Annotated in this window: 24 protein-coding genes; 11 read left to right on the top strand and 13 right to left on the bottom strand. The window is 67.2% G+C overall.

The genetic code is table 11. From position 1 onward, the window contains the following. Nucleotides 1-19: 19 nt before the first annotated feature. Genes pucL through uraD form a run of 3 tightly spaced genes read right to left on the bottom strand, consistent with a single transcriptional unit; the run spans nucleotide 20 to nucleotide 1,771 of the window. Complete coding sequence (pucL, locus tag ABZ789_RS08575; protein WP_358421827.1) at nucleotides 20-940, bottom strand: factor-independent urate hydroxylase; 921 nt, start codon at nucleotides 938-940, stop codon at nucleotides 20-22. A gap of 4 nt (nucleotides 941-944) precedes the next feature. After that, nucleotides 945-1,268 (bottom strand): hydroxyisourate hydrolase, encoded by a 324-nt coding sequence (gene uraH, locus ABZ789_RS08570; RefSeq protein ID WP_358421824.1) that lies wholly within the window; start codon nucleotides 1,266-1,268, stop codon nucleotides 945-947. Beyond that, nucleotides 1,265-1,771: a 2-oxo-4-hydroxy-4-carboxy-5-ureidoimidazoline decarboxylase gene (uraD, locus tag ABZ789_RS08565; protein ID WP_358421821.1), complete on the bottom strand. Its 507-nt coding sequence runs from the start codon at nucleotides 1,769-1,771 to the stop codon at nucleotides 1,265-1,267. The genes uraH and uraD overlap by 4 nt, the downstream gene beginning before the upstream one ends. A 227-nt stretch (nucleotides 1,772-1,998) precedes the next feature. Between uraD and ABZ789_RS08560 the strand changes: the two genes are divergently transcribed. Beyond that, on the top strand, nucleotides 1,999-2,391 hold the full coding sequence (locus ABZ789_RS08560) for a hypothetical protein (protein WP_358421818.1): 393 nt from the start codon (nucleotides 1,999-2,001) through the stop codon (nucleotides 2,389-2,391). A 63-nt stretch (nucleotides 2,392-2,454) separates the two neighbouring features. On the opposite strand, the gene ABZ789_RS08555 is transcribed toward ABZ789_RS08560, so the two are convergent. After that, nucleotides 2,455-4,152, bottom strand: a complete 1,698-nt coding sequence (locus ABZ789_RS08555) for a fumarate hydratase (protein WP_358421815.1) — start codon at nucleotides 4,150-4,152, stop codon at nucleotides 2,455-2,457. Nucleotides 4,153-4,454: 302 nt separating this feature from the next. Between ABZ789_RS08555 and ABZ789_RS08550 the strand changes: the two genes are divergently transcribed. Together ABZ789_RS08550 and ABZ789_RS08545 are read left to right on the top strand one after the other, a co-directional pair. Beyond that, nucleotides 4,455-5,180 (top strand): CPBP family intramembrane glutamic endopeptidase, encoded by a 726-nt coding sequence (locus ABZ789_RS08550; protein ID WP_358422165.1) that lies wholly within the window; start codon nucleotides 4,455-4,457, stop codon nucleotides 5,178-5,180. Continuing rightward, on the top strand, nucleotides 5,180-5,704 hold the full coding sequence (locus ABZ789_RS08545) for a 2'-5' RNA ligase family protein (RefSeq protein ID WP_358421812.1): 525 nt from the start codon (nucleotides 5,180-5,182) through the stop codon (nucleotides 5,702-5,704). The genes ABZ789_RS08550 and ABZ789_RS08545 overlap by 1 nt, the downstream gene beginning before the upstream one ends. Nucleotides 5,705-5,720: 16 nt before the next feature. Here the strand turns inward: ABZ789_RS08545 and ABZ789_RS08540 are convergent, their stop codons facing one another. Together ABZ789_RS08540 and ABZ789_RS08535 are read right to left on the bottom strand one after the other, a co-directional pair. Beyond that, nucleotides 5,721-5,936: a maltose regulon activator MalT gene (locus tag ABZ789_RS08540; RefSeq protein ID WP_358421809.1), complete on the bottom strand. Its 216-nt coding sequence runs from the start codon at nucleotides 5,934-5,936 to the stop codon at nucleotides 5,721-5,723. 45 nt (nucleotides 5,937-5,981) lie between these two features. Further along, entirely contained in the window at nucleotides 5,982-6,800 is an 819-nt protein-coding gene (locus tag ABZ789_RS08535; RefSeq protein ID WP_358421806.1) for a helix-turn-helix domain-containing protein, read from the bottom strand. Nucleotides 6,801-6,885: 85 nt separating this feature from the next. Between ABZ789_RS08535 and ABZ789_RS08530 the strand changes: the two genes are divergently transcribed. Then, on the top strand, nucleotides 6,886-7,227 hold the full coding sequence (locus ABZ789_RS08530) for a DUF1330 domain-containing protein (protein WP_358421803.1): 342 nt from the start codon (nucleotides 6,886-6,888) through the stop codon (nucleotides 7,225-7,227). 8 nt (nucleotides 7,228-7,235) lie between these two features. Here ABZ789_RS08530 and mug read toward each other — a convergent pair whose 3' ends face one another. Together mug and ABZ789_RS08520 are read right to left on the bottom strand one after the other, a co-directional pair. Then, on the bottom strand, nucleotides 7,236-7,802 hold the full coding sequence (gene mug / locus ABZ789_RS08525; protein ID WP_358421800.1) for a G/U mismatch-specific DNA glycosylase: 567 nt from the start codon (nucleotides 7,800-7,802) through the stop codon (nucleotides 7,236-7,238). Between the two features lie 25 nt (nucleotides 7,803-7,827). Continuing rightward, the gene (locus ABZ789_RS08520; protein WP_358421797.1) at nucleotides 7,828-9,213 is read right to left on the bottom strand and encodes a carotenoid oxygenase family protein; all 1,386 of its coding nucleotides are present in this window, start codon (nucleotides 9,211-9,213) and stop codon (nucleotides 7,828-7,830) included. Nucleotides 9,214-9,402: 189 nt separating this feature from the next. Between ABZ789_RS08520 and ABZ789_RS08515 the strand changes: the two genes are divergently transcribed. Continuing rightward, the gene (locus ABZ789_RS08515) at nucleotides 9,403-10,332 is read left to right on the top strand and encodes a winged helix-turn-helix domain-containing protein (RefSeq protein WP_358421794.1); all 930 of its coding nucleotides are present in this window, start codon (nucleotides 9,403-9,405) and stop codon (nucleotides 10,330-10,332) included. Between the two features lie 112 nt (nucleotides 10,333-10,444). Continuing rightward, complete coding sequence (locus ABZ789_RS08510; RefSeq protein ID WP_358421791.1) at nucleotides 10,445-11,167, top strand: DUF1906 domain-containing protein; 723 nt, start codon at nucleotides 10,445-10,447, stop codon at nucleotides 11,165-11,167. Here ABZ789_RS08510 and ABZ789_RS08505 read toward each other — a convergent pair. The 3 genes from ABZ789_RS08505 to ABZ789_RS08495 all read right to left on the bottom strand — a co-directional run bounded on the left by ABZ789_RS08505 (nucleotide 11,164) and on the right by ABZ789_RS08495 (nucleotide 14,018). Then, the gene (locus ABZ789_RS08505; RefSeq protein WP_358421788.1) at nucleotides 11,164-12,594 is read right to left on the bottom strand and encodes an MFS transporter; all 1,431 of its coding nucleotides are present in this window, start codon (nucleotides 12,592-12,594) and stop codon (nucleotides 11,164-11,166) included. The genes ABZ789_RS08510 and ABZ789_RS08505 overlap by 4 nt on opposite strands. Before the next feature lie 155 nt (nucleotides 12,595-12,749). Then, nucleotides 12,750-13,082, bottom strand: coding sequence for a hypothetical protein (locus ABZ789_RS08500; RefSeq protein ID WP_358421785.1), 333 nt, complete (start codon nucleotides 13,080-13,082; stop codon nucleotides 12,750-12,752). 102 nt (nucleotides 13,083-13,184) lie between these two features. Further along, nucleotides 13,185-14,018: a hypothetical protein gene (locus tag ABZ789_RS08495; RefSeq protein ID WP_358422162.1), complete on the bottom strand. Its 834-nt coding sequence runs from the start codon at nucleotides 14,016-14,018 to the stop codon at nucleotides 13,185-13,187. Between the two features lie 378 nt (nucleotides 14,019-14,396). Here ABZ789_RS08495 and ABZ789_RS08490 point away from each other — a divergent pair, with 378 nt between their 5' ends. After that, nucleotides 14,397-15,644 carry a mannosyltransferase gene (locus tag ABZ789_RS08490; RefSeq protein ID WP_358422159.1) on the top strand — a complete coding sequence of 416 codons (1,248 nt, stop codon included), beginning with the start codon at nucleotides 14,397-14,399 and terminating at the stop codon, nucleotides 15,642-15,644. On the opposite strand, the gene ABZ789_RS08485 is transcribed toward ABZ789_RS08490, so the two are convergent. Further along, entirely contained in the window at nucleotides 15,580-15,876 is a 297-nt protein-coding gene (locus ABZ789_RS08485; protein ID WP_358421783.1) for a 4a-hydroxytetrahydrobiopterin dehydratase, read from the bottom strand. The two genes, ABZ789_RS08490 and ABZ789_RS08485, sit on opposite strands and share 65 nt — an antisense overlap. A 25-nt stretch (nucleotides 15,877-15,901) precedes the next feature. Between ABZ789_RS08485 and ABZ789_RS08480 the strand changes: the two genes are divergently transcribed. Then, complete coding sequence (locus ABZ789_RS08480; protein WP_358421780.1) at nucleotides 15,902-16,324, top strand: (deoxy)nucleoside triphosphate pyrophosphohydrolase; 423 nt, start codon at nucleotides 15,902-15,904, stop codon at nucleotides 16,322-16,324. A gap of 10 nt (nucleotides 16,325-16,334) precedes the next feature. Here ABZ789_RS08480 and ABZ789_RS08475 read toward each other — a convergent pair whose 3' ends face one another. Continuing rightward, the gene (locus tag ABZ789_RS08475) at nucleotides 16,335-16,511 is read right to left on the bottom strand and encodes a hypothetical protein (protein ID WP_006550584.1); all 177 of its coding nucleotides are present in this window, start codon (nucleotides 16,509-16,511) and stop codon (nucleotides 16,335-16,337) included. 360 nt (nucleotides 16,512-16,871) lie between these two features. Here ABZ789_RS08475 and typA point away from each other — a divergent pair, with 360 nt between their 5' ends. The 3 genes from typA (at nucleotide 16,872) to mshB (ending at nucleotide 21,710) form a co-directional block, all read left to right on the top strand. After that, entirely contained in the window at nucleotides 16,872-18,758 is a 1,887-nt protein-coding gene (gene typA, locus ABZ789_RS08470; protein WP_358421776.1) for a translational GTPase TypA, read from the top strand. A gap of 79 nt (nucleotides 18,759-18,837) precedes the next feature. After that, nucleotides 18,838-20,808 carry an ABC transporter family substrate-binding protein gene (locus ABZ789_RS08465; protein ID WP_358421773.1) on the top strand — a complete coding sequence of 657 codons (1,971 nt, stop codon included), beginning with the start codon at nucleotides 18,838-18,840 and terminating at the stop codon, nucleotides 20,806-20,808. Continuing rightward, nucleotides 20,787-21,710 (top strand): N-acetyl-1-D-myo-inositol-2-amino-2-deoxy-alpha-D-glucopyranoside deacetylase, encoded by a 924-nt coding sequence (gene mshB, locus ABZ789_RS08460; RefSeq protein ID WP_358421770.1) that lies wholly within the window; start codon nucleotides 20,787-20,789, stop codon nucleotides 21,708-21,710. Before ABZ789_RS08465 ends, mshB begins: the two co-directional genes overlap by 22 nt. Nucleotides 21,711-21,755 lie beyond the last annotated feature (45 nt).

The raw sequence follows: 21,755 nt of genomic DNA, 5'->3' as shown, positions 1-21,755 counted from the left end.
CGCCCTGGCGGGGGAGCGATCACATCGCGCCGGTGTACGGCTCCCATGCGATCCCGGCATCCGGTGCGTCCTCACGCAGCACACTCGCCTGGATCAATCCGTAGGGCCGATCGTCGGCGTGGAAGACCTCACCCGCGTTCTCCACGCCGAACCGCTCGAGATCGTAGAGGAAGTGGTGCTTGTTCGGCGCGGACAACCGGATCTCGGCGATGGAGGGATACCGCTCGAGGACGGCACGGCCCATCTCGAACAGGCTCTGCTGCAGAGCTTTCGAGTGCAGATTCGCGAAGACCTCGAGCATCGTGGCGCGCACGCCCGCGTACACGGTGTCCCAGTCCACTGTGGTCGAGGCGAACCGCCACCGCGCCTGAAGGCTCGTGGCCATGATGCGGTCTTCCGCGGGTTCGAGCACGGTGTACGGGTCGGTGAGGAATCCCCGGAACTCGGACCCCGTGGACTTGAGCACGACGAGATCCTTCAGCCCACCGATCACCCATTCCTTCCGGTCGGCGCCGCTACCGGAGACGGTGATCGCTGCGGTGCGGATCTCGGAACCCTTACGCGTCCAGGTGTGGTCGTGGCCGGCGCCGTCGACGACGACTCGTTCCCACGCGTACTCCTCGATCTCGATTCGGGCCGATCGCACGGGTTCGATGTCGTCGACGAAATGCCGTGCGAGGGCGAGTCCGTACTCTTCGACGAACTCGACGCCCTTCTCCTTGGCGTAGGAGTAGATGGTCTGTTTCTGGGTGTCGGTGGGCAACACCGTGCCCTGGTCGCCCTCGAGATGAGCAGCGTCGAAATCGCCGTGCAGGCAGGACGATACGTTCAGGTCGCGGATCTCGTGCCGCTCGGTGTCGCGTACGATGCGCACCACCCGGTTCTCGGCCTTTCCGTAGCGGTGAGGTCCGAGGACGATCTTGCCGGTCAGTTCGGTCACGGGGTCAGCTCCCTCGATAGGTGGAATACGAGTAGGGGGACAGGAGCAGCGGCACGTGGAAGTGGCCGCTCCCCTCCGGGATACGGAAGGTGACGGTCACCTCCGGGTAGAAGGACGAGATTCCGCGCTGCGAGAACCAGTCGCCGGTGGCGAAGGTCAGGTGGTAGGTGCCCTCGGTCAGCGGGCCGGCGAAACCCGACAGGCGTCCGTCGTCGTCCGTGATACCGGTGCCCGACGAGTTGCCGTCGGCATCGGTGAGGGAGACGTGCAGCCCCACGGCGGGGGTGCCCGCGGTGGCGTCGAGGACGTGCGTGCTCAGGGTGTTCATGCACGACTCCCGGCGGTGTCGGTGACGAGACGCTCGAGTCTCAGGCGGGTGATCTCGGCGAGTGCGGTGCGCATCTCGGTTTTCTCCGTATCCGGATCGTTTCCGAGGCGCCGTTCGAGGATCTCGAGGAGCTCCGGCGCTGTTCGGCCGGCGGCGCGGACGAGGTAGACGTGCCCGAATCGCTCCTCGTACGCCCGGTTGCCGGCAGCGAGCCGGTTCAGGATGTCGGTATCGGCCCCGGTGACCGCGGATTGCTCGCGTCGTGAGGTGGCGTCTTCGGTGCGTTCGCCGATGCGGGGATGGCCGGCGAGGGCCTCGTCGAGATCGTCGCCGTCGAGGTTCTCGGCCGCTGCCGCCGCTGTGGCGAGCAGGACGGTTCGTGAACCGAACGGACGTGCCGCGGCGACGGAGTGTGCCCACGTCCGGCTCGAACAGCATTCGAGCAACAGTGCGACGGCCTCGCCCTCGGGCATCGCGTCGAATCGTGCCGTTGTGAGCTGCACGTACCCTCCTTCGGTCGGTGCACTCGATCCTGTCCTGTGATTCGCGGGTGGGGGAGACTCAACCGCTACAGACTTCGGTGCTCGGTGAGTGGGCCGATTGGACGATCGGCCAATCGGAGCGGCCCGGCGGTTGCGGCTGCGGAGTTTTTCTGGAATAGTTCCAGTTACTAGACTGATTCCAGAAAAGTGCGCGGCCGGTGAGGTCGCGGGGTTGAAGGAGTGATCATATGTTCACCGCCGACCGTCCTCGGACAGTGACGCTTCCGCCGGTCGTGCTCGGCGGACTGCGGCCGCTCTACCGGCAGATGGTCCGTAACAACGTATCTTCGGCGTCGTTCGAGCACACCGCCGGACGCGCGGTTTTCGAGGTCTGCCTGATCGCGGGGGAGCACGGCCCGGAACTGCAGGTCCGTGCCCGCGACTTCGGGATCGGCTTCACTCTCGGGATGACCACTCACTTCCGGATCGCGCCGGTGATGAGCGACGCCCAGTACCGCGCACTGTGTGCGGTACTCGCGCCGGGCGCGGAACCGGCGCCGGGCATCGTCCTCGAGTTCCTGCAGCAGGTCGTCGTGCAGTCGCCCGCAGTGCTCGCGCGAACGCACGCCTGCGCTGCCTGACGCACGGCCGAAAGATCGAGCCCGGCGGGATCATTCCCGCCGGGCTCGACTCGTGCCGGATGTCTACAGTCCGGGGCGTTTGCCGACCGTGAGGGTGACCTCGCCGGTGTGGGCGAAGAAATCGTTGCCCTTGTCGTCGACGACGATGAAGGCGGGGAAGTCCTCGACCTCGATCTTCCACACCGCTTCCATGCCGAGTTCTTCGTACTCGACGACCTCGACGTTCTTGATGCAGTCGAGCGCCAGGCGGGCGGCGGGGCCGCCGATCGAACCGAGATAGAAGCCGCCGTACTTGTGGCACGCATCGGTGACCTGCTTGGAGCGGTTGCCCTTCGCGAGCATCACCATCGAGCCACCTGCCGCCTGGAACTGGTCCACGTAGGAATCCATGCGGCCGGCGGTCGTCGGGCCGAACGACCCGGACGCGAGACCCTCGGGGGTCTTCGCCGGACCGGCGTAGTACACCGGGTGATCCTTCAGGTACTGAGGCATCTCCTCGCCGGCGTCGAGGCGCTCCTTGATCTTGGCGTGCGCGATGTCGCGAGCGACGACCAGCGGGCCGGTGAGCGACAGGCGTGTCTTGACCGGGTGCTTGGACAGCTCGGCGAGGATCTCCGGCATCGGCCGGGTGAGGTCGATCTTGACCGCGGCACCCTTGCCGGTGGCCGAGACGCCCGAGGTCTCGGAGTCGAGCTGGCTGTCGGTGACCTCGGGCAGGAACTGTCCGGGGTTGAACTCGAGCTGCTCCAGGAAGACGCCCTCGGGAGTGATCTTGGCCTTGGCCTGGCGGTCGGCCGAGCACGACACGGCGATCGCGACGGGCAGCGACGCGCCGTGGCGCGGCAGGCGGACGACGCGGACGTCGTGGCAGAAGTACTTTCCGCCGAACTGCGCGCCGATGCCGATCTTCTGGGTGAGTTCGAAGACCTTCTTCTCGAGCTCGAGGTCGCGGAAACCGCGGCCGGTGATGGCGCCCTCGGTGGGCAGCTCGTCCAGATAGTGCGCCGACGCGTACTTGGCAGTCTTGAGCGCGAACTCGGCAGACGTGCCGCCCACCACGATCGCGAGGTGATAGGGCGGGCATGCGGCGGTACCCAGCGACCGGATCTTCGCCTCGAGGAACTGCATCATCGAGTCCGGGTTCAGGATGGCCTTCGTCTCCTGGTACAGATACGACTTGTTGGCCGATCCGCCACCCTTGGCCATGAACAGGAACTTGTAGGCGTTCTCGTGGCCCTTCGCGGTGTCCGCGTACAACTCGATCTGCGCGGGGAGATTGTTTCCCGTGTTCTTCTCGTCCCACATCGTCAGGGGAGCGTTCTGCGAGTACCGCAGGTTCAGCTTCGTGTACGCGTCGTACACACCGCGTGCGATGGACTCCTCGTCGTCGCCCGGGGTGAGCACCTGCTGGCCGCGCTTGCCCATGACGATGGCGGTGCCGGTGTCCTGGCACATCGGGAGCACCCCGCCGGCGGCGATGTTCGCGTTCTTCAGGAGATCGAGGGCAACGAACTTGTCGTTGTTCGACGCCTCGGGATCCTCGAGGATGCTCGCGAGCTGCTTCAGGTGATCCGTGCGCAGGTAATGAGAGATGTCGTGCAGCGCGGTCTCGGTGAGCAGGCGCAGGGCCTCGGGCTCCACCTTCAGGAAGGTGCGGCCGTCGGGGCCTTCGACGGTGGACACCCCCTCGGTGGTCAGCAGCCGGTACTCGGTGGTGTCTTCACCGATCGGCAGCAGGTCCTCGTAGAGGAAGTCGGCCATTGTTTCTCCTGAAAGAGGGCTGGTGATCGCCATACACGTTAGCTGCGTGGGCGCAAGGGCTTGACAACGGGGCATGTGACGGACTCGACGTGCAACACGAATGTGACCTGCATCTCCCGACATTCGGTGGTGTGTTTCACGCCGGTGATGTCCGGAAATCCGAAGGACGCGGAGGGGGCGTGTGCGGCGTCACGGCGCCGAAACGGCCGAATCCGTACACTTGACCGGATGCTCGAGAGTTGCCGGAGGGAACGCACGTGACCGTAGAAATCGGACGGTTGCCGTCGCAGGACGCCGGACACCTGCCGTCGCTGGCGTGGTTGTCCCGATTCCACGCCTGGATCGATCTCGCCGTGGTGATCACGGTGCTCGTCACCACCAATCTCATCGCCCACTTCACCACGACCTGGGCGTCGATCGCGACCGTGCCGGTCGCGGCGTGTGTGCTGGTCGCGATGATGCGCCGACGCGGCATGCGCTGGTCGGAACTCGGGCTGTCGCCACGGCACTGGAAGCGGGGGACGCTCTACTCCGTCGCAGCGGTCGCCCTCGTACTTCTCGTCGTGGCGATCGGCATCGCACTGCCGTTCACCAGGCAATTCTTCTTGTCCGAGCGCTACGCCACGATTTCCGGCGCCCTCGTCGCATCGATGATCATCATCCCCCTCCAGACGGTCATCCCCGAAGAACTGGCCTTCCGGGGAGTCCTCCACGGAACCCTCGAGCGAGTGTGGGGTGCGCGCGGTGTCTTCGCTGCAGGATCGCTGTTGTTCGGCCTGTGGCACATCGCCTCGTCGTTCGGGCTCACAGCGGGCAACGCCGGCCTCAGTGCCTTCCTCGGCGCCGGACTGCTCGCGCAGATTGCCGGCATCGTCGGTGCGGTGATCGCGACCGCCGCGGCGGGTTTCGTCTTCACGTGGCTGCGCCGACGCAGCGGAAGCATCCTCGCGCCGATCGCCCTGCACTGGTCGATCAACGGGGCAGGTGCGCTCGCGGCGGCGCTCGTCTGGCACGTGACCGTCAACTGATGGCGCTGGCCGTCTGTCTCCTGTTCGACACCGAGACCGACCGCGCGATACGCCGGCTGTGGGGCCGACTCGAGGAGAGCGGCATCCCCACTCTGCTGACACACACGCACCGCAGGCACGTACCGCACCTGTCGTACGTTGTGCTGCGGACCTACGACCTGCCCGCCGTCGAATCGGCGCTCGAGGACGTGCCCGACTCGGGGCCGGTTCACATCTACATCGACACGCTCGGATTGTTCCGTCGCGGCCGCGCCTCGCTCGTTCCGGCCCCGTCGCCCGATCTCGTGCAGCGCCAGGACCGCGTCGTGAGGGTCGTCGAGGAGACGGGAGCGGACCTGCACCGCTACTACACCCCCGGACGCTGGACCCCGCACTGTTCTCTGAGCCCCCGCGCCCGACGCGACGAACTCGACCGCCTCGGCGCCGTGGTGTACGACGTGCTTCCGATGGAGGCGGCGCTCACCCGCGCTGTGCTGATCGATACCGCGACCGGTGAGCACACGCCCTTGCGAACGATCCCCTGAGACGGAGGCCGGGAGTTCAGTCCTCCGGGTTCTCGACCCACGGACCGTACGGCGGTGGGCCCTCGCTCTGGATCTGCAGGCCGAAGTGCGGACAGTGCTTCCACACGTAACCATGCAGGACGTGCTCTTCCGAGGTTCCGTTGTTCATCAGGACGACGTCGCCGCTCGGGCGATGTTCGAGGGTGAAGCCGGACTCCCGCTCGTCGAGAACCCACCATTTCGCAGTGCTCATGTCGGTGTCCTCCGCATGATCCGCTCGGCAGAAGCATCTTCCACGTTAGCGCGCAACATCCTCGCGCGAGGACGGATCGAGGTGGGAACCGCGAACGAGCGCGCGCGCCGTCTCGGCATCGACCGGGTAGAACGCTTCGATCGCGAGTTCCGAGACGGTCACGTCCAGGGGAGTGCCGAACAAGGTGGTCGTACTCAGGAAGGACAGTTCGCCGCGCTCGGTGCGAAGCCGGAACGGAACGACGAGGGCGTGCGGAGTGTCCGGGGGTGCCGGATCGTCGCAGGGATAACCGATCAGTTCGTCGTGCAGCCGCTTCAATTCCGGATCGCCGGTCGCACCGATCTGGTGCTGCAGTCGTGCGAGGAGGTGAGCACGCCACTGTCCCGCATCTGCTATCCGTGGTGCGAGTCCGCGCGGGTGCAGCGTCAATCGCAGGACGTTCACGGGCGGCTCGAGCAGTTCGGGAGCGCATCCCTCCACGAGGGCGACGACAGCGTCGTTCGCATCGACCATCGTCCAGTGCCGGTCGACGACGAGTGCGGGAAAAGGATTGTGCAAGGTGAGGATTCGGGTGATCGCGTCCGATACGGCGGCCATCGGCAGGTCGCCGAGCCGATGTTCGGGATAGACCGGCGCCAGGCCTGCCGCCATGAGGATCGTATTGCGTTCCCGCAGCGGTACCTCCAGGTGCTCGCACAACCCGAGCACAGTTCTGCGCGACGGTCGCGACCGGCCGGTCTCCACGAAGCTCAGGTGTCGCGCGGAGATTCCGGCGGTGTGCGCCAGTGCGAGTTGGCTCCATCCGCGTCGCTCTCGCCAGGTCCGCAGCAACGCACCCGCATGGGGAACGTCGAGTGTGGTCATATCCCGAACGTAGAGGGGAAGTGGAGCGGCCACCATTACTTCCCGGGTAATCGATCCCGCGCGCGGCAGGATGCACCGTAGTCGCATGAACGCATACGCAGTGGCTCATCTTCGCAACATCGACCTCAACGACGAGATCGTCCGGTACATCGAGACCATCGACGACACCCTCGCCCCCTATGACGGACGTTTCCTCGTCCACGGCGTCGATCCCGAAGGGATGGAAGGACCCTTCGAGGGGAGCCTCGTGATCATCGAATTCCCCGACGTCGAACGCGCCCGGTCCTGGTACGAATCCCCGGAGTACCAGGCGATCCTCCCGCTCCGCACCGAGAACTCCGAGGGGTGGGCGGTCGTCGTGCAGGGCACACCGACCGGCTACCGCGCCACGCACTTCCTCGACAAGGTGTTCGGCGCTCAGCGGTAGGCGGCAGTTCAGGACAGGATGCCCGCCGCCCGCGCGGGTTCGGCATAGGCGTGCGCCAGCGACTCGACGGTTTCGTGGGCGTTCAATCCGCTCGGGTTGGGCACCACCCACACCGGCACGTCGCCGATCATGTCCTCCTGCAATCCGGCCTTCGCCCTGCGGCGACCGAAGGCCGTGCGGTAGGCCGTGACGCCGGCAACCGCAATGGCACGTGGGCGGTACTCGGCCACCACCTTCGAGAGGTGGCGTCCGCCATCGCGGAGTTCCTCGTCGGTGAGTTCGTCGGCGCGCGCTGTCGCCCGCGGCGCCAGATTCGTGATGCCGACACCCCGTTCGAGCAGGTGGTCGCGGTCGACGTCGCTGATACCGGAGGAGGCATCGATGAGCCGGTCGACGATGCCGGCGCGGAACAGTGCGGGATAGAAGCGATTCCCGGGACGTGCGAAATGGGCTCCTGTCGCTGCGGTCCACAGACCGGGGTTGATCCCGACGAAGAGCAGGCGACAGCCCGGTGCGACGAGATCGGGGATCACCGCATCGCGGAAGGATTCGAGTTCGGCTCGTGTGAAACCCATTCCCTCAAACTAGCGGGAGCGGCGCTCACGCCGAGTCGAGCCACGCTCCGTGCAGGCCGGCCGGCACCCGGATCGGCAGACGCACCTGCGCGATCGGGCCCGAGGCCGGGTCGGTTTCGGGAAAGACGAGGAACCAACTGGTCGAATCGGCGCGGTCGGTGGCGATCGTCCCCCAGTACCCGCCCGCCTCGGCCGTCAGATAGACCGGTTCGCCCGGAGTGAGCGTCTCGTGGGCCCACACCGATTCCGTCCCGGACACGACATCGAACCAGAACAGCGAATCCGCAGCGCCAGTCGGGAGTTTCTGCGAACCGCTGCGTCCGATCGTTGCGACGACACGGTGATCGAGGGTCGCCGACCTGTCGTCGATGCGGGGGAACTCGATATCGCGTTCGTGCAGGGTCGTCCGGGTCACGCCGTTCCGGCCGATCACGGCGCGACGGAGGACCGACCGATTCGGTCCCGTCTTCGTGGTCAAAGCACCCGGATAGTTCCATTCCACGTAGTCGAGTGCGACGTCGCCGTCGGGCAGGTCGAAGGCGTTCGCCGTGTGCCACATCCAGAAGGTGCCGGTCGAGAACCAGTTCACCGAGCCGCCGTCCCGACGGATGAGCGCGACGCGTACGCCCAGATCCGGTTTCCAGTCGAGAGGTGATCCACCGGAGAAGATCTGCGAGAGATCGAATACGAGCGGAGCCAGGACCAGCACGATGTAGGTCGGTGTCAACGCCATGTCGTGGATCATCAACGGCATGTCCGCGCCGTCGACGGGCGTCGCTGCGCGGGTGACCGTCCCGTCCGGTGCGATAACCGACCAGGTCAGATACGGCGGGTCGAGCACATAGCAGAACGCGATCATCTCCCCTGTATCCGGATCGATCTTCGGGTGCGCGGTGAGACCTGCGGGGAGGGTCCCGCCGAAGGTCTCACGGCCGAGCGTCTCCAATTCGGAGCCCAGTGCATACGGCGGTGCCGCCTCGGCCATGGCCAGCAACCGTCCACCGTGACGGATGATGTTGATGTCGGGCAGTTCGCGGATGGTGTTCGCAAGATCCGGCCCCACCTCCTCCTCCGGAGGAAAGTACGGATCGGTGATTCCGGCCCACAGGGCACGACCTGCCTTCTCTTCCGCCACGACCTGCGGTGTCCTGACGAACCGGTTCGTGTAGCGGGCGGTGCCGTCGGCGATCTGTACCCGATGAACCATCCCGTCACCGTCGATGGGATAGACGTAGTGGCCGATCGGGTCGAATCGGGGATTGGGACCGTTGCGGAGATAGCTTCCGTGCAGGTCGGTGGGCAATTTTCCGCGGACCTCGAGATTGTGGATGTCCACCTCCTCGCGCTGCGGCGCGAACAGGCCGCTGAGATGCGGGTGATGGGCCGGATCGACAGGTGGAGGGCGGTGCATGGCGACTCGCTTCGGTGGACGCGAAAGAGCTCCCTGAAGAAATCGTAGAACTCCGGCGGACACCCCGGTCCGTAGTTCGGACGCGCCCGGGTCCGGCACCCGCGGGCGGAGCCGCCACATCCGATAGGGTTGTCACCTACGTGCAGGACCGATGGTGCGGCCTTCCGCGCCGCGAGGTTAGGGGAAGGTGTGCAGCGCCGGAACGCGATCGAAAACTCCGTCCGGAACACCGGAGGCGGCGAGGCCACGTTGCCCCCGTACACGGATCTTCTCTGGCCGACGGTGCAGGCGGTCATCGAGCTCGGTGGGTCCGGCGTCATCGAGGAGATCGATTCCGCCGTGATCGCCCGGACGGGATTGACCGAGGCCGCGCAGGCCGTACTCCACGGCGACGGTCCGGGGACGGAGATCGAATACCGCCTCGCGTGGGCACGTACCTACCTCAAGGGCATGGGTCTGCTGTCGAACACCCGCAGGGGCGTGTGGAGTGTGACCGAGCGCGGGCGCGCCGTGCGCGAGTCGGAGATCAAACCCATGCAGGTCGCGTATACGGCCGAGAAGCGCCGCAAGCGGCTGGTTCGCAACGTCTCGCAGGGTGCCCAGGTCGTATCGCTCGCGGCTGCACCCGAGGATCCCGAATTGTGGCGTGAGCCGGTCCTCGGTGCCGTTGCCGATCTGTCGAAGGACGGCTTCGAACGCCTCGTCACCACAGTTCTGCGCGCGGCCGGATTCACAACGCTGACCATCCCTGCCCCGGGCGGATCCCACCCGGCCGGTCACGTCGAGGGCACGGGCGTGCTGCGTGTGTCGCTGCTGAGCTTCTCTGTCTTCTTCCGCTTCGTGCGCGCACCGGAGCAGGCGGGCGCCGAGGTGGTCCGCGAGTTCCGTGCGGCGATGGTGGGGCGGGGCGAGAAGGGCCTGCTCGTCTCCACCGGATCGTTCACCGACGACGCCCGGGCCGAAGCTCATCGGAACGGAGCCCCGCCGATCGATCTGGTCGACGGCGACGGCTTGTGCGACCTGCTCAAGGAACACGGTCTCGGTGTCCGCTCCACCGTGCGCACCGTGGAGGACGTCGCTCTCGTTCCTGCATTCTTCACCGAGTTGTCCGGCCGCTGAACACTCGCCGGGGCGTGAGGAGGACGTCGAATTTCTCCGTTGTGGCCTGTGGGGCACCTGTGGGTGTGGTGCAATACGGCAGGTACACGCACGGTGACACGGAGGAGACTCGATGACCCTCTCGCGGCGGGACATGTTGAGGTACGCGACGCTCGGATCGGGCGTCGCGTTGATCTCTGCGCTCGGCGCACCCGGCCTGGCACAGGGACGCGAGGTGCTCGGCACCATCGTCGACTACTCGGCCGCAGTGCCGTCGCCCGCCTCGATCCGTGCCGCCGGGCACATCGGTGCCATCCGGTACGTCTCCGATCCGCGACCCGAAGCCGCGTGGATGCGAGCCAAACCGCTCACGGGGTCGGAGGCAGACGCGCTGATCGACAGCGGTCTCGAGGTCGTCTCCTGCTATCAGTTCGGCAGAGCAGAGACGGCCGACTGGCTCGGCGGCTACGAAGCAGGCCTGAAGCATGCCCGGCGTGGCCTCGAACTCCACCGGGCGGCGGGCGGGCCGGAGAACAGGCCCATCTACGCCTCGATCGACGACAATCCGAACTTCGCGCAGTTCACGACCCAGATCGTGCCGTATCTGCTGGGATGGCAGGAAGTGGTGGGGCCGGCGAACCTGGGGGTGTACGCCAATTCGCCGACCATCGAGTGGGCATCGGCGATCTCGCTGGGGGCCTTCTACTGGCAGCACAACTGGGGCACGCCCAAGGGCTACGTGCACCCGCGGGCGAATCTGCACCAGGTGAGCGGCGGCGAGATCGACGGCATCGGTATCGACGTCAACCATGTGCTCACGGCGGACTACGGCCAGTGGTCGCTCGCTGAAGGCTAAGCGTCGCCGACGCGGCGGTTGACCGGTCCCGGCCGCGGGATGAGTGCGGTGAACACCAATGCCACCACGGCCGCGCCGACGGCGAGCAGGAAGCTCGCGCGAAAGCCTTCGAGGGCGGGCACGACGGAGTCGCCGATGCGCTGGGTCATCGCGGCGAGCATGACTCCCACCACTGCGGCTGCGCTCGTGGTGCCGATCGAGCGCATCAAGGTGTTCAGGCTGTTGGCCGCAGCCGACTCGCGCAGCGGCACCGCGGCCATGATGAGCGCGGGCATCGCGGCATAGGCGAGGCCGACACCCGCACCGATGAGCATCGATGCGCCGATGATGTGCCAGAGCTCCTGGTACAGCACATATACCGTCAGATAACCGAGTCCCACGAGGGCGGCGCCGCAGGCCAGGGTCACGCGCGCACCGAAGCGCGTCGTGATGCGCGCGGAGACGGGTGACAGCGCCATCATCACCAGTCCCGACGGGGCGAGCGCCACCCCGGCTGCGACCATCGTCTGCCCGAAGCCGTAGCCCGTCTCCGGCGGTGCCATCAGCAACTGAGGGAAGGCGAGCACGTTCGAGTACATCGCGAAGCCCAGCGCCACCGAGGCCAGGTTCGTCGTGAGCACCGGACGGCGCGCGGACACCCGAAGATCCACGAGGGGCCGTTCCACGCGTAGTTCGTAGAGTCCCCAGCCGAGGAACACCACGACCGCTCCGGCGAACATGCCGAGGGTGATCGGCGACGTCCAGCCCCACTCGTTGCCTTTCGTCACCGGTAACAGCAGCAGCACGAGAGCGGCGGAGAGCATGAGGGCACCCGCGAAGTCGAAGCGTCCCGGACTCCGGCGCGGCGATTCCGGAACGATCAGCAGGACGGCGGCGATGCAGACACACCCGAGTAGGAGGGATGCGACGAACAGCATGTGCCAGTCGGTCATCTGTGCGACGAAGGCTGCGACGGGCAGGCCGATCGCTCCTCCCACCCCCATGGTCGCGCTGATCGTGGCCATCGCGCTCGGTAGTTGCCGCGGCGGCAACTCGTCGCGCAGTATCGCGATGCCGAGTGGGATGGCGCCGACCGCTGCACCTTGGAGAGTGCGGCCGAGCACGAGCGGGACGAGGGTCGACGAGAGCGCACACACCGCCGAGCCGAGCACCATCATCGAGAGCGAGACGAGCAGCATCCGGCGTTTGCCGAACATGTCGCCGAGACGGCCGCTGATCGGGGTGACGACTGCGCCGGCAAGGAGTGTGGCAGTTACTGCCCACGAGGTGTTGTCCGGTGTTGCGCCGACGAGCACAGGAAGGCGAGGCAGGATCGGGACGATCAGCGTCTGCATCAGTGCGACGCCGATACCGACGGTCGCGAGTACCGGCACGATGCCGCGTGGAGCAGGAACCTCGCGGGTGGATAGCGGTGTCTCGACGGCCATGCGGCTCCTGGGTCCGGGGCCGGGGTGACGCGGCCGACGACAATTTGTGTGCGGTACGAACGACGCTGCCCATCGTGTGTAACACGGGAAGGCCGTTGACCCCTAATGCTTTCCGGCGGGCCGGACTCGCCTCATCCTTCGCGTGGCATCCCGCGTCAGCATTGACAATGCCGGTCGGGTTCGGATTCGTCGACGGTGATGGAGAACCGCGGGTGCTCGTCGGGAGCGGAGCGAACGCCGCGCCACGACAGCAGCGACCACCGCGACAGGCCGGAAAGCGCAGAACCGAGACTTGCGAACGAGAGCGAGGACAGCGCGGAGCCGACCGATCCCACGGAGCCGATCGCCAGGATCGATCCGCAGCTACCGATCGAGAGGATGGAATACGAGGAACCGATGGAGAGAATCGACCGCTCGGATGCGATCGAGAGTATCGACCGGTGGGAGAGCACGGACTTCGACGAGGTGCGAGAAGCGGTGAAGGCCATGATCCGGTCTATCACGCGCGGTAGGCGCGAGGGAAGAAACGACCGAGGCCGCCGGGAGGTGTTCCCGACGGCCTCGGTGCAGGCTCCGAAACTTTTCGAAGATCAGGGAACCGCCACCAGACCCACGGTAGGCAGGAAGCTGCACGAGCGTGCATCCTCGCCCTCCTCCTGGGTGGTAATGCCGCCGGAGATCACGGCGAGGACCTGTCCGGACCCCGTGTCGGCGATCGCGCTCAACGTGGTCGGGCCGTCGGGATTGATCTGCGCGTCGTTGGTGAGCGGCTGCGTCCCCGTACGCCCGTTGGACACGTTGATCCAGCTGAGCGTGAGCGGCTGGGCCTGGGTCGAGGCTGCAGGTGCGGTACCAAGCGCGGTGAACACGAAGCCGGTCTGCCCTGCGGCCGGGCCGGGCGGCGGAAGCTTGGACGGGCCCGCGACCGCGAGGGCGGTGCCCACCGAGTCCTGACCGTCGCCGATGCAGTCCTGGCCGATGGTCGGGTACAGGAACTGGGAAATCGCCACGGTGCCGGGATCTGGGATCTCGGGTCCGCCGCCACCGCTGCCGTCGAGGAAGGTGATGACCCGCTCGAGTGTGCTCTTCACCGACTCGGGGAGTTCGGAGTTCGCCAGTAGCTCCTTGGCCTGCGCCAGCAGATCGTTCTTGCCGTCGGCAACGTCGGCGGGACCCGCCGCGGCACCGAGGATCGCAGGGGCGAGGGAAGCCAGGGCCTCGACCTCCTCGGAGTCGGCCCGGACTCCGGCGAGCAGGTCGGTCAACGACTCGACGGACAGATCGGCGGGAACCTCGAACTGGGGCAGCTCGACGAGCCCTGCCAGATCCGGCAACGCGGGCGGCGCCGGTTGCGCGAGGGCCTGCGTAGGCACGGCCAATCCCGCGGCGGCGGTGAGTGCACACAGCGTGAGCGCCCGTCGCATTCCTCGAGTACGAAGCACTGTTCCCCATCCTTGTCGTTGAAGCATCCGGACGTTCGGGACGAACGGTCGGGTGCTGACGGCTCGAGGAGACACTCTATGGACCCCCCGCATACGGGACAAGCCTGCCGTTTCGGAATTGGCGCGCCCGTCGGTCGTTCGGGATTGTAGCCAGCGGACGTTCCGTTCTTCGGGACGTGTCGACGATAACGCGCCCGAGCTGAGAAGATTGTGACTGTAGATGAAATCGTTACGGGAGTGAACTCCGGTTCGATCTGATCCCATCCGACCGGTAACCTCGTTCGCCGGGTCCGGTTCACCGGACGGACGTTCGACGGGAGAGGCCGCACCGCAGTGCCACGAGGGTTTCCTTCGCACCGGATGTGGTGGTGCGCGGCGTTCCTGACGCTGTCCGTCGTCATCCGGATGGCCTGGAATCTCCTTACGCCCAATGGGATGAATCTCGTCGACCTGCACGTCTACGTCGAGGGATCCGCCGCACTGCTGCAGGGGAATCTCTACGGCTTCACGTACTCGGAGGAGACTCCGGACTTTCCCCTTCCGTTCACCTATCCGCCCTTCGCTGCGCTCGTCTTCCTCCCGTTGCACCTGCTCCCGTTCGGTGTCGTGGGGGTGGCGTGGCAGTTGCTCACCATTGCTGCACTGTTCGCCGTGGTGTGGATCGGCCTCGAACTCCTGATGGGGGCGCGGGCCCGCAGTCGGTCGTGGGCAGGTATCGCGATGGTGTGGACAGCGGTGGGCATCTGGACGGAGCCAGTACGCACCACCCTCGACTACGGGCAGATCAACGTCTTCCTCGTCCTCGGCGTCATGCTCGCGGTGCGCAGCACCCGCTGGTGGTGGTCGGGCGGTCTCGTCGGCATGCTCGCGGGCATCAAGCTGACGCCGGCGATCACCGGGCTGTACTTCCTGGCGCAACGGCGGTGGCGGGAGGCGGTGTTCTCAGCGGTCGTGTTCGTCGCGACCGTCCTGGTGAGCCTGCTCGTACTCGGTTCGCAAGCGGGCACCTATTTCGGTTCGCTCTTCGGCGACGCAGATCGCATCGGTCCGGTCGTCTCGGTGTGGAACCAGTCGCTGCGCGGAGCGCTGAGCCGCATTGCCGGTGAGGACGTGGGACTCGGCCCGGTGTGGATGCTCGGTGCCGCCGTCTGCGCCGCGCTCGCGTTCGTGGCGTGGCGGTCGCTCCGACCGCTGCCGGACGGAACGAGCGACCGCCTCGGCACGCTGCTGATCGTGCAGTTGTTCGGTCTGCTCGTATCGCCGATCTCGTGGGTTCACCACTGGGTGTGGGTGGTTCCGCTGCTGTTGTGGCTGGTCTACGGCCCGATCTCCCGGATGCGCGCAGCCCGGGTCGTCGCCGGATGCTGGGCTGTCGTCACGTTGGTCGGTGTGCCGTGGGTGCTCAGCACTGCGCAGGACTCGATCTGGGATGTCGAACGTCCCGCTCCGCTCGCCTGGCTGGGCGCGGTCAACCTGGTCGGGGTCCTCGCCGTGTATGCAGTCGTGATCGTCGCCGGACGCCGGGAACGCGTCGAGTGGCCTGCTACAGACCCGAGCGTCGAGCCTCCTCGTCGATCCGACGCGCAAGCGCCGGATCCGACTCCGTGATTCCACCGGCGGAATGCGTGCTCAAGGCGAAGGTCACCTTCCGCCACCTGATGTCGATATCCGGATGATGGTTCGCGTCCTCGGCGACGACGGCGACTCTGTCCACGAGGGCGATGGCGTCGGGGAAGGTCGGTGCCTCGATCGTGCGGACCAGGGATCCTCCCGCGCGACGCCAGTGCGGCAACTCGGCCAGCACGGCGTCGATCTCCCCGTCCGTCAGCAGCTGTGACATGCCTCATTCTGAGACGATGCAGGCCATGTCTGCAAGCACACCGTCTGCGAGTACACCCGCGCCCGAGGGCCACGTCGTGGCGGGCGCCGTCATCCGGGACGGGCGCGTGTTGCTCGCTCGGCGCACCAGGCCCACCCACCTCGCGGGCCTGTGGGAACTGCCCGGCGGCAAAGCCGAACCGGGAGAGAGCGTGGAGGCTGCTCTGGCGCGGGAGCTGCGGGAAGAACTCGGCGTCGAGGTTCGTGGGGCGGAACGCCTCGGGCCGGCGGTGCCGCTGGCCGGGGGTCGCGAGTTGTGTGCGTACCGGGTCGAACTCGTCTCCGGTGTTCCCGAGCCGCTGGATCACTCGGCTTTACGATGGGTCGACGCGGACGAACTCGACCGCATGGATCTGGTACCCGCGGACCGTGCGTGGATTCCCGATCTGCGGCGGCATCTGGAGCGGTGACGGAGGGTGGTCAGGCGGCGCGGGCCTTGTCGAGATACTTGCGCAGTTCCTTCTTGCTCAGGCCGTCGTTCTCGACCTTCTTCATACGCATGACGACGACCGGACATTTCAGGCACCGCGTCTTCTTGCGGCAGCACTTCTTCTTCGGCTTCAGGCCGGCGACCTTGCTCGCCTTCACCTTCCCCATGTGTCCCGCCTGCCTTCCGACCAGCTGCGCGGCCGAGGCACCGGCGCGCGACGAAGCTTAGCGTGCCCTTACTTCTTCGCCAAGGGGCGAGGCGGTCCCGGATTCGGCGACTGCTCTCTCCGCAGGAGTGTCGAACGTCACCCCGATCGGCGCCGACCTGCGGCGATCGTATGAGGCAGCCGCAGCGCCCCACGGCCGACCTGTAAAGTACTTGTGGCCGCAGTGCCTGCGCGGGCCGATTCCGGTCATGGCAGGTAGCTCGCAATCTCGCGTCGCGGCCATCGAGACGAACGCCGTACGGGCGAGGTGCCGACCGGGTCCAGTGCCGTGTGGCCGGACTACAGCCAGGAGAGCTATCGCGTGAGCACCGCTGATTTTCGGAACGTCGCCATCGTGGCGCACGTCGACCACGGAAAGACCACTCTCGTCGACGCCATGTTGCGCCAGTCGGGCGCGTTCGCCGAACGTGCGGAACTCGTCGACCGTGTCATGGACTCGGGGGACCTCGAACGCGAGAAGGGCATCACCATTCTCGCGAAGAACACCGCTGTCCACCGTCATCACTCCGACGGCACCGTCACGGTCATCAACGTCATCGACACCCCGGGCCACGCCGACTTCGGCGGTGAGGTCGAGCGCGGCCTGTCCATGGTCGACGGTGTCGTGCTGCTCGTCGACTCCTCCGAGGGGCCGCTGCCGCAGACCCGATTCGTGCTGCGCAAGGCGCTTGCCGCATCGCTGCCCGTGATCCTCGTGGTCAACAAGACCGACCGGCCCGACGCGCGTATCGCCGAGGTCGTGGAGGAGAGCCAGACGCTGCTGCTCGACCTGGCTTCCGATCTCGACGACGAAGCCGCCGAGGCCGCCGAACTCGCACTCGAACTGCCTGTCCTCTACGCCTCGGGCCGCGAGGGCAAGGCGTCGAAGAAGCAGCCCGAGAACGGCCAGGTCCCCGACGCGGAGAACCTCGACGAACTCTTCGACGTGCTGATGGAGTGCATCCCCGCACCCAAGGGTGATCCGTCGGCGCCGTTGCAGGCCCACGTCACCAACCTCGACGCGTCCGAGTTCCTCGGTCGCCTCGCCCTGCTGCGCATCCATCAGGGTGAGCTGCGCAAGGGCCAGACCGTCGCATGGATGCACGCGGACGGCGTCAAGAACGTCAAGATCACCGAGCTGCTCAAGACCGTCGGTGTCGACCGGCAGCCGGGCGATGTCGCGGTGGCCGGTGACATCGTCGCCGTGGCAGGTATCCCCGAGATCATGATCGGCGACACGCTCGCCGATCCGGAGAACCCCGTCGCGCTTCCGCGCATCACCGTCGACGAGCCGGCGATCTCGGTGACCATCGGCACCAACACGTCGCCGCTGGTCGGTCGCGTGCAGGGGCACAAGCTCACCGCCCGCATGGTCAAGTCACGCCTCGATTCCGAGCTCATCGGCAACGTGTCGCTGCGCGTGCTCGACATCGGCCGACCCGACGCGTGGGAGGTCCAGGGCCGAGGGGAACTCGCCCTGGCGATCCTCGTCGAGCAGATGCGCCGCGAGGGCTTCGAGCTCACCGTGGGCAAGCCGCAGGTGGTCACCAAGCAGGTCGACGGCAAGGTGCACGAGCCCTACGAGGAGCTCACCGTCGACACCCCCGAGGAGTACCTCGGTGCGATCACCCAGCTGCTCGCAGCCCGCAAGGGCAAGATGGTGCAGATGACCAACCACGGCACCGGGTGGGTCCGTATGGAGTTCATCGTGCCGTCGCGCGGTCTGATCGGCTTCCGGACGGACTTCCTCACCGAGACTCGCGGCACCGGCATCGCCAACGCCGTCTTCCACGGTTACGCCCCGTGGGCCGGCGAGATCCGTGCCCGCCACACCGGTTCGCTCGTGTCCGACCGCTCGGGCACGGTCACCCCGTTCGCGATGATCCAGCTCGCCGACCGCGGCACCTTCTTCGTCGAGCCGGGCAGCGACACCTACGAGGGCCACGTCGTCGGGATCAACCCGCGCGCCGAGGACCTCGACATCAACGTCACCCGCGAGAAGAAGCTCACGAACATGCGCTCCTCCACCGCGGACGTGATGGAGACCCTCGCCAAGCCGATCGAGCTGACCCTCGAAGGCGCGATGGAGTTCTGCGCGGCCGACGAGTGCGTCGAGGTCACGCCCGAGATCGTGCGGGTGCGCAAGCTGCACCTGTCGCAGACCGACCGTGCGCGAGCGCGGTCGCGGGAGAAGGCCCGTAACAAGTAGTCCAGGTGTGGGGTGGCCCCGGCGAGCACGTGCTGGCCGGGGCCACCCACATACCACCTGCCTTACGGAAGGAGCCCGAGTGCCGCGTACGCCCGCTCGTCGTCGACTGACCGGGGCGGCAGCCGGCCTGGCTGTGGCTGCGCTGGTCCTCACCGCTTGCACCGCGGACCCCCCTCCGCCCATCGAGCAGGCAGAGCCGACCACCACTCCCGCGCCGACGCCGGAACGCAGCACGGTGGTCGTCGCGATCGACGAGGTCGGTTCCGGGTTCAACCCGCACCTGCTGGCAGACCAGTCGCCGGTTGCCGGCGCGGTAGCCGGGCTGGTGCTCCCCAGCGCGTTCCGGGCCGTTCCCGACCCCGAGAATCCGGCGCGCACCCTGTGGCTGCCCGACGACGCGCTGTTGCTGTCCGCCGAGGTCACCGACGAGAGCCCGTTCACGATCACCTACCGACTGCGCGACGAGGCCCAGTGGTCGGACGGAGCCCCGATCGCCGCGGAGGACTTCCGGTATCTGTGGCGCCAGATGGTCACCCAGCCCGGTGTGGTCGACCCCGCCGGGTACCGGCTCATCGACGACATCCGATCGTCGGGCGGAGGCAAGACCGTCACCGTCAGGTTGCGGGAGCCGTATCCGGCGTGGCGAGAACTGTTCACCAATCTGCTCCCGGCGCACCTGGTCAAGGACACTCCGGGCGGATTCTCGACAGGGCTGTCGGAGACGATCCCCGTCTCCGGCGGACATTTCAGCGTCGACAACGTCGACCGTGGGCGTGCGGAGGTTCTGCTCGAACGCAACGACCGGTTCTGGGGCACCCCGGCCGGACCCGACGAATTGCTGATGCGCCGCGGCGGCACGGAGGCGCAGGTGGCCGAGTCGATGCGCAGCGACGACGCCCAGGTGGTCCAGAGCGCGCGCGGATTCGCACTCGAAGCGCAGCTCGCTGCGGTCCCGGGGGTGCGCGCGGGTGTCCAGCTCCAGCCCCGCACGCTCGATCTGACCCTCAACACCCGCACGGCCGAACTCGCCGACCCGCGTGTCCGGCGAGCAGTGCTCGACCTGCTCGATCCCGACCTGCTCGCGCTGGTCGCCACCGGAAACAGCTCGGCTGTCGTGCCGGCGCGTGCCCAGGTGATCGCGCCGTCCGATCCGGGATACACCGCCACGATGCCGCCGCGCCTGCCTCGGGAGGCGGCCTTCGGACTCCTCGCCGAAGCCGGATACACACCGGTCCCGCCCGTCGCGCCTTCCGAGACCACCGACCCGGCTGTGCCCGACTCCCCGTCCGGCACCGAAGTGCCGACGAGCGAAGAGGCTCCGGAACCGGCCACGACGGACGGCGCGGCCCTTCCCGAGGGAACACTGGCCCGTGCCGGGGAGCCGTTGACGCTGGTCCTGGGAGTGCCGGAGGGGGACGAGACGGCCAGAGCCGTCGCACGCACCGCTGTCGACCTGTGGCGCGGAGCCGGGATCGATGCGACGGTCGACGAGCTTGCCCCCGAGGAGCTGTACGGCGAAGCCCTCGTCGAGGGCAGCGTGCACGGGATCGTGGGGTGGATGCGCGCCGGCGGCGATCCGGCCACCGCCGCGCTGTCCCGATTCGGTTGTGTGCCGGTGACCGCAGCACCCGCAGCGACGGGGGAGGAGCTGCCGACGACGTCCGTCCTGGACTCACCCGCGACCACTTCCTCGCAGCCGTCTGCCGACCCGCAGCCGTCGGATTCTGCGACGACCACGCTCGAGCCGCAGGATGTGGACGAACGCGAGGAGGCCGTCGCGGCGCAACTCGAAGCTCCGAGCAATCTGTCGGGCGCATGCGATCCGGGTCTCGAACCCGACCTGCTGGCCGGACTGGTCGGAACGGCCGACTCGACGGACGTTCTCGCCGACGCGCAGGCGAGACTGTGGGATCTCGCGGTGACGCTGCCCATACTGCAGGACCGGGCGGTCGTCGCCGCCGGTCCGGGCGTCGAGAACGTCTCGCTGACAGCCGCTGTCGCTACCGGTATTCTCGGCGACGCCCATCTGTGGGGAAGGACCACACCGTGACAGAGATTCCGGGAGCCGTCCCCAACGTTGCGGATCGCCGTCTTCTGTTCGTCCACGCGCATCCGGACGACGAGACTCTCACCACCGGCGGGACGATCGCCAGGTACGTCGCCGAAGGTGCCGAGGTCACCGTCGTGACCTGCACTCTCGGTGAGGAAGGCGAGGTGATCGGTGAGGAGTGGGCACAGCTCACCGCGGACCGCGCCGATCAGCTCGGCGGCTACCGGATTCTCGAACTCACGCGGGCGCTCCGTGCGCTCGGTGTCGAACGGCCGAGATTCCTCGGTGGTGCGGGGCACTGGCGCGACTCCGGGATGGCGGGCACCCCCTCGGCGGACAATCCGCGAGCCTGGGTCAACGCCGACCGGGACGAGGCAGTGGAGGCACTCGTCGCCGTCATCCGGGAAACGCGCCCCCACGTGGTCGTCACCTACGACCCGTACGGCGGATACGGCCACCCTGATCACATCGCGGTGCACGACCGGGTCACGGCGGCGGTCGAAGCGGCGGGAACCGACGACTTCCCGGCAGCCGGCGCCTCCTGGACGCCTGCGAAGGTGTACTGGACTGTGACCGAACGGTCCGCGCTCGAACGCGGTATCGCTGTGATGGGCGCGCTACCCGAAGGGTGGCGCCGCCCGGAGCCGGGCGAACTGTCGAGCGTCCCGGACGACGAGGTCACCACCGTCATCGACGTCCGTTCGGTTCTCGATGCGAAGCGGACTGCGATGGCGGCGCACGCGACCCAGGTGCTCGTCGCAGCGGACGGAGAACGGTTCGTGTTGTCGAATTTCGTCGCCCAGCCGGTTTTCGACCACGAACATTTCGTGCTCGTTCGTGGCCGGCTCGGTCTCACGGACTCCACGGGACGAGAGGACGATCTGTTCTCCGGAATCGGATAGTGTGATCTGCATCATCCTATCGTCTTCGGGTGGTGCACATCACAG

The sequence above is a fragment of the Rhodococcus sp. NPDC047139 genome (genome assembly GCF_040643435.1).
Lineage (GTDB): Bacteria > Actinomycetota > Actinomycetes > Mycobacteriales > Mycobacteriaceae > Rhodococcus.
This window is presented reverse-complemented; position numbering and strand designations above follow the sequence as displayed.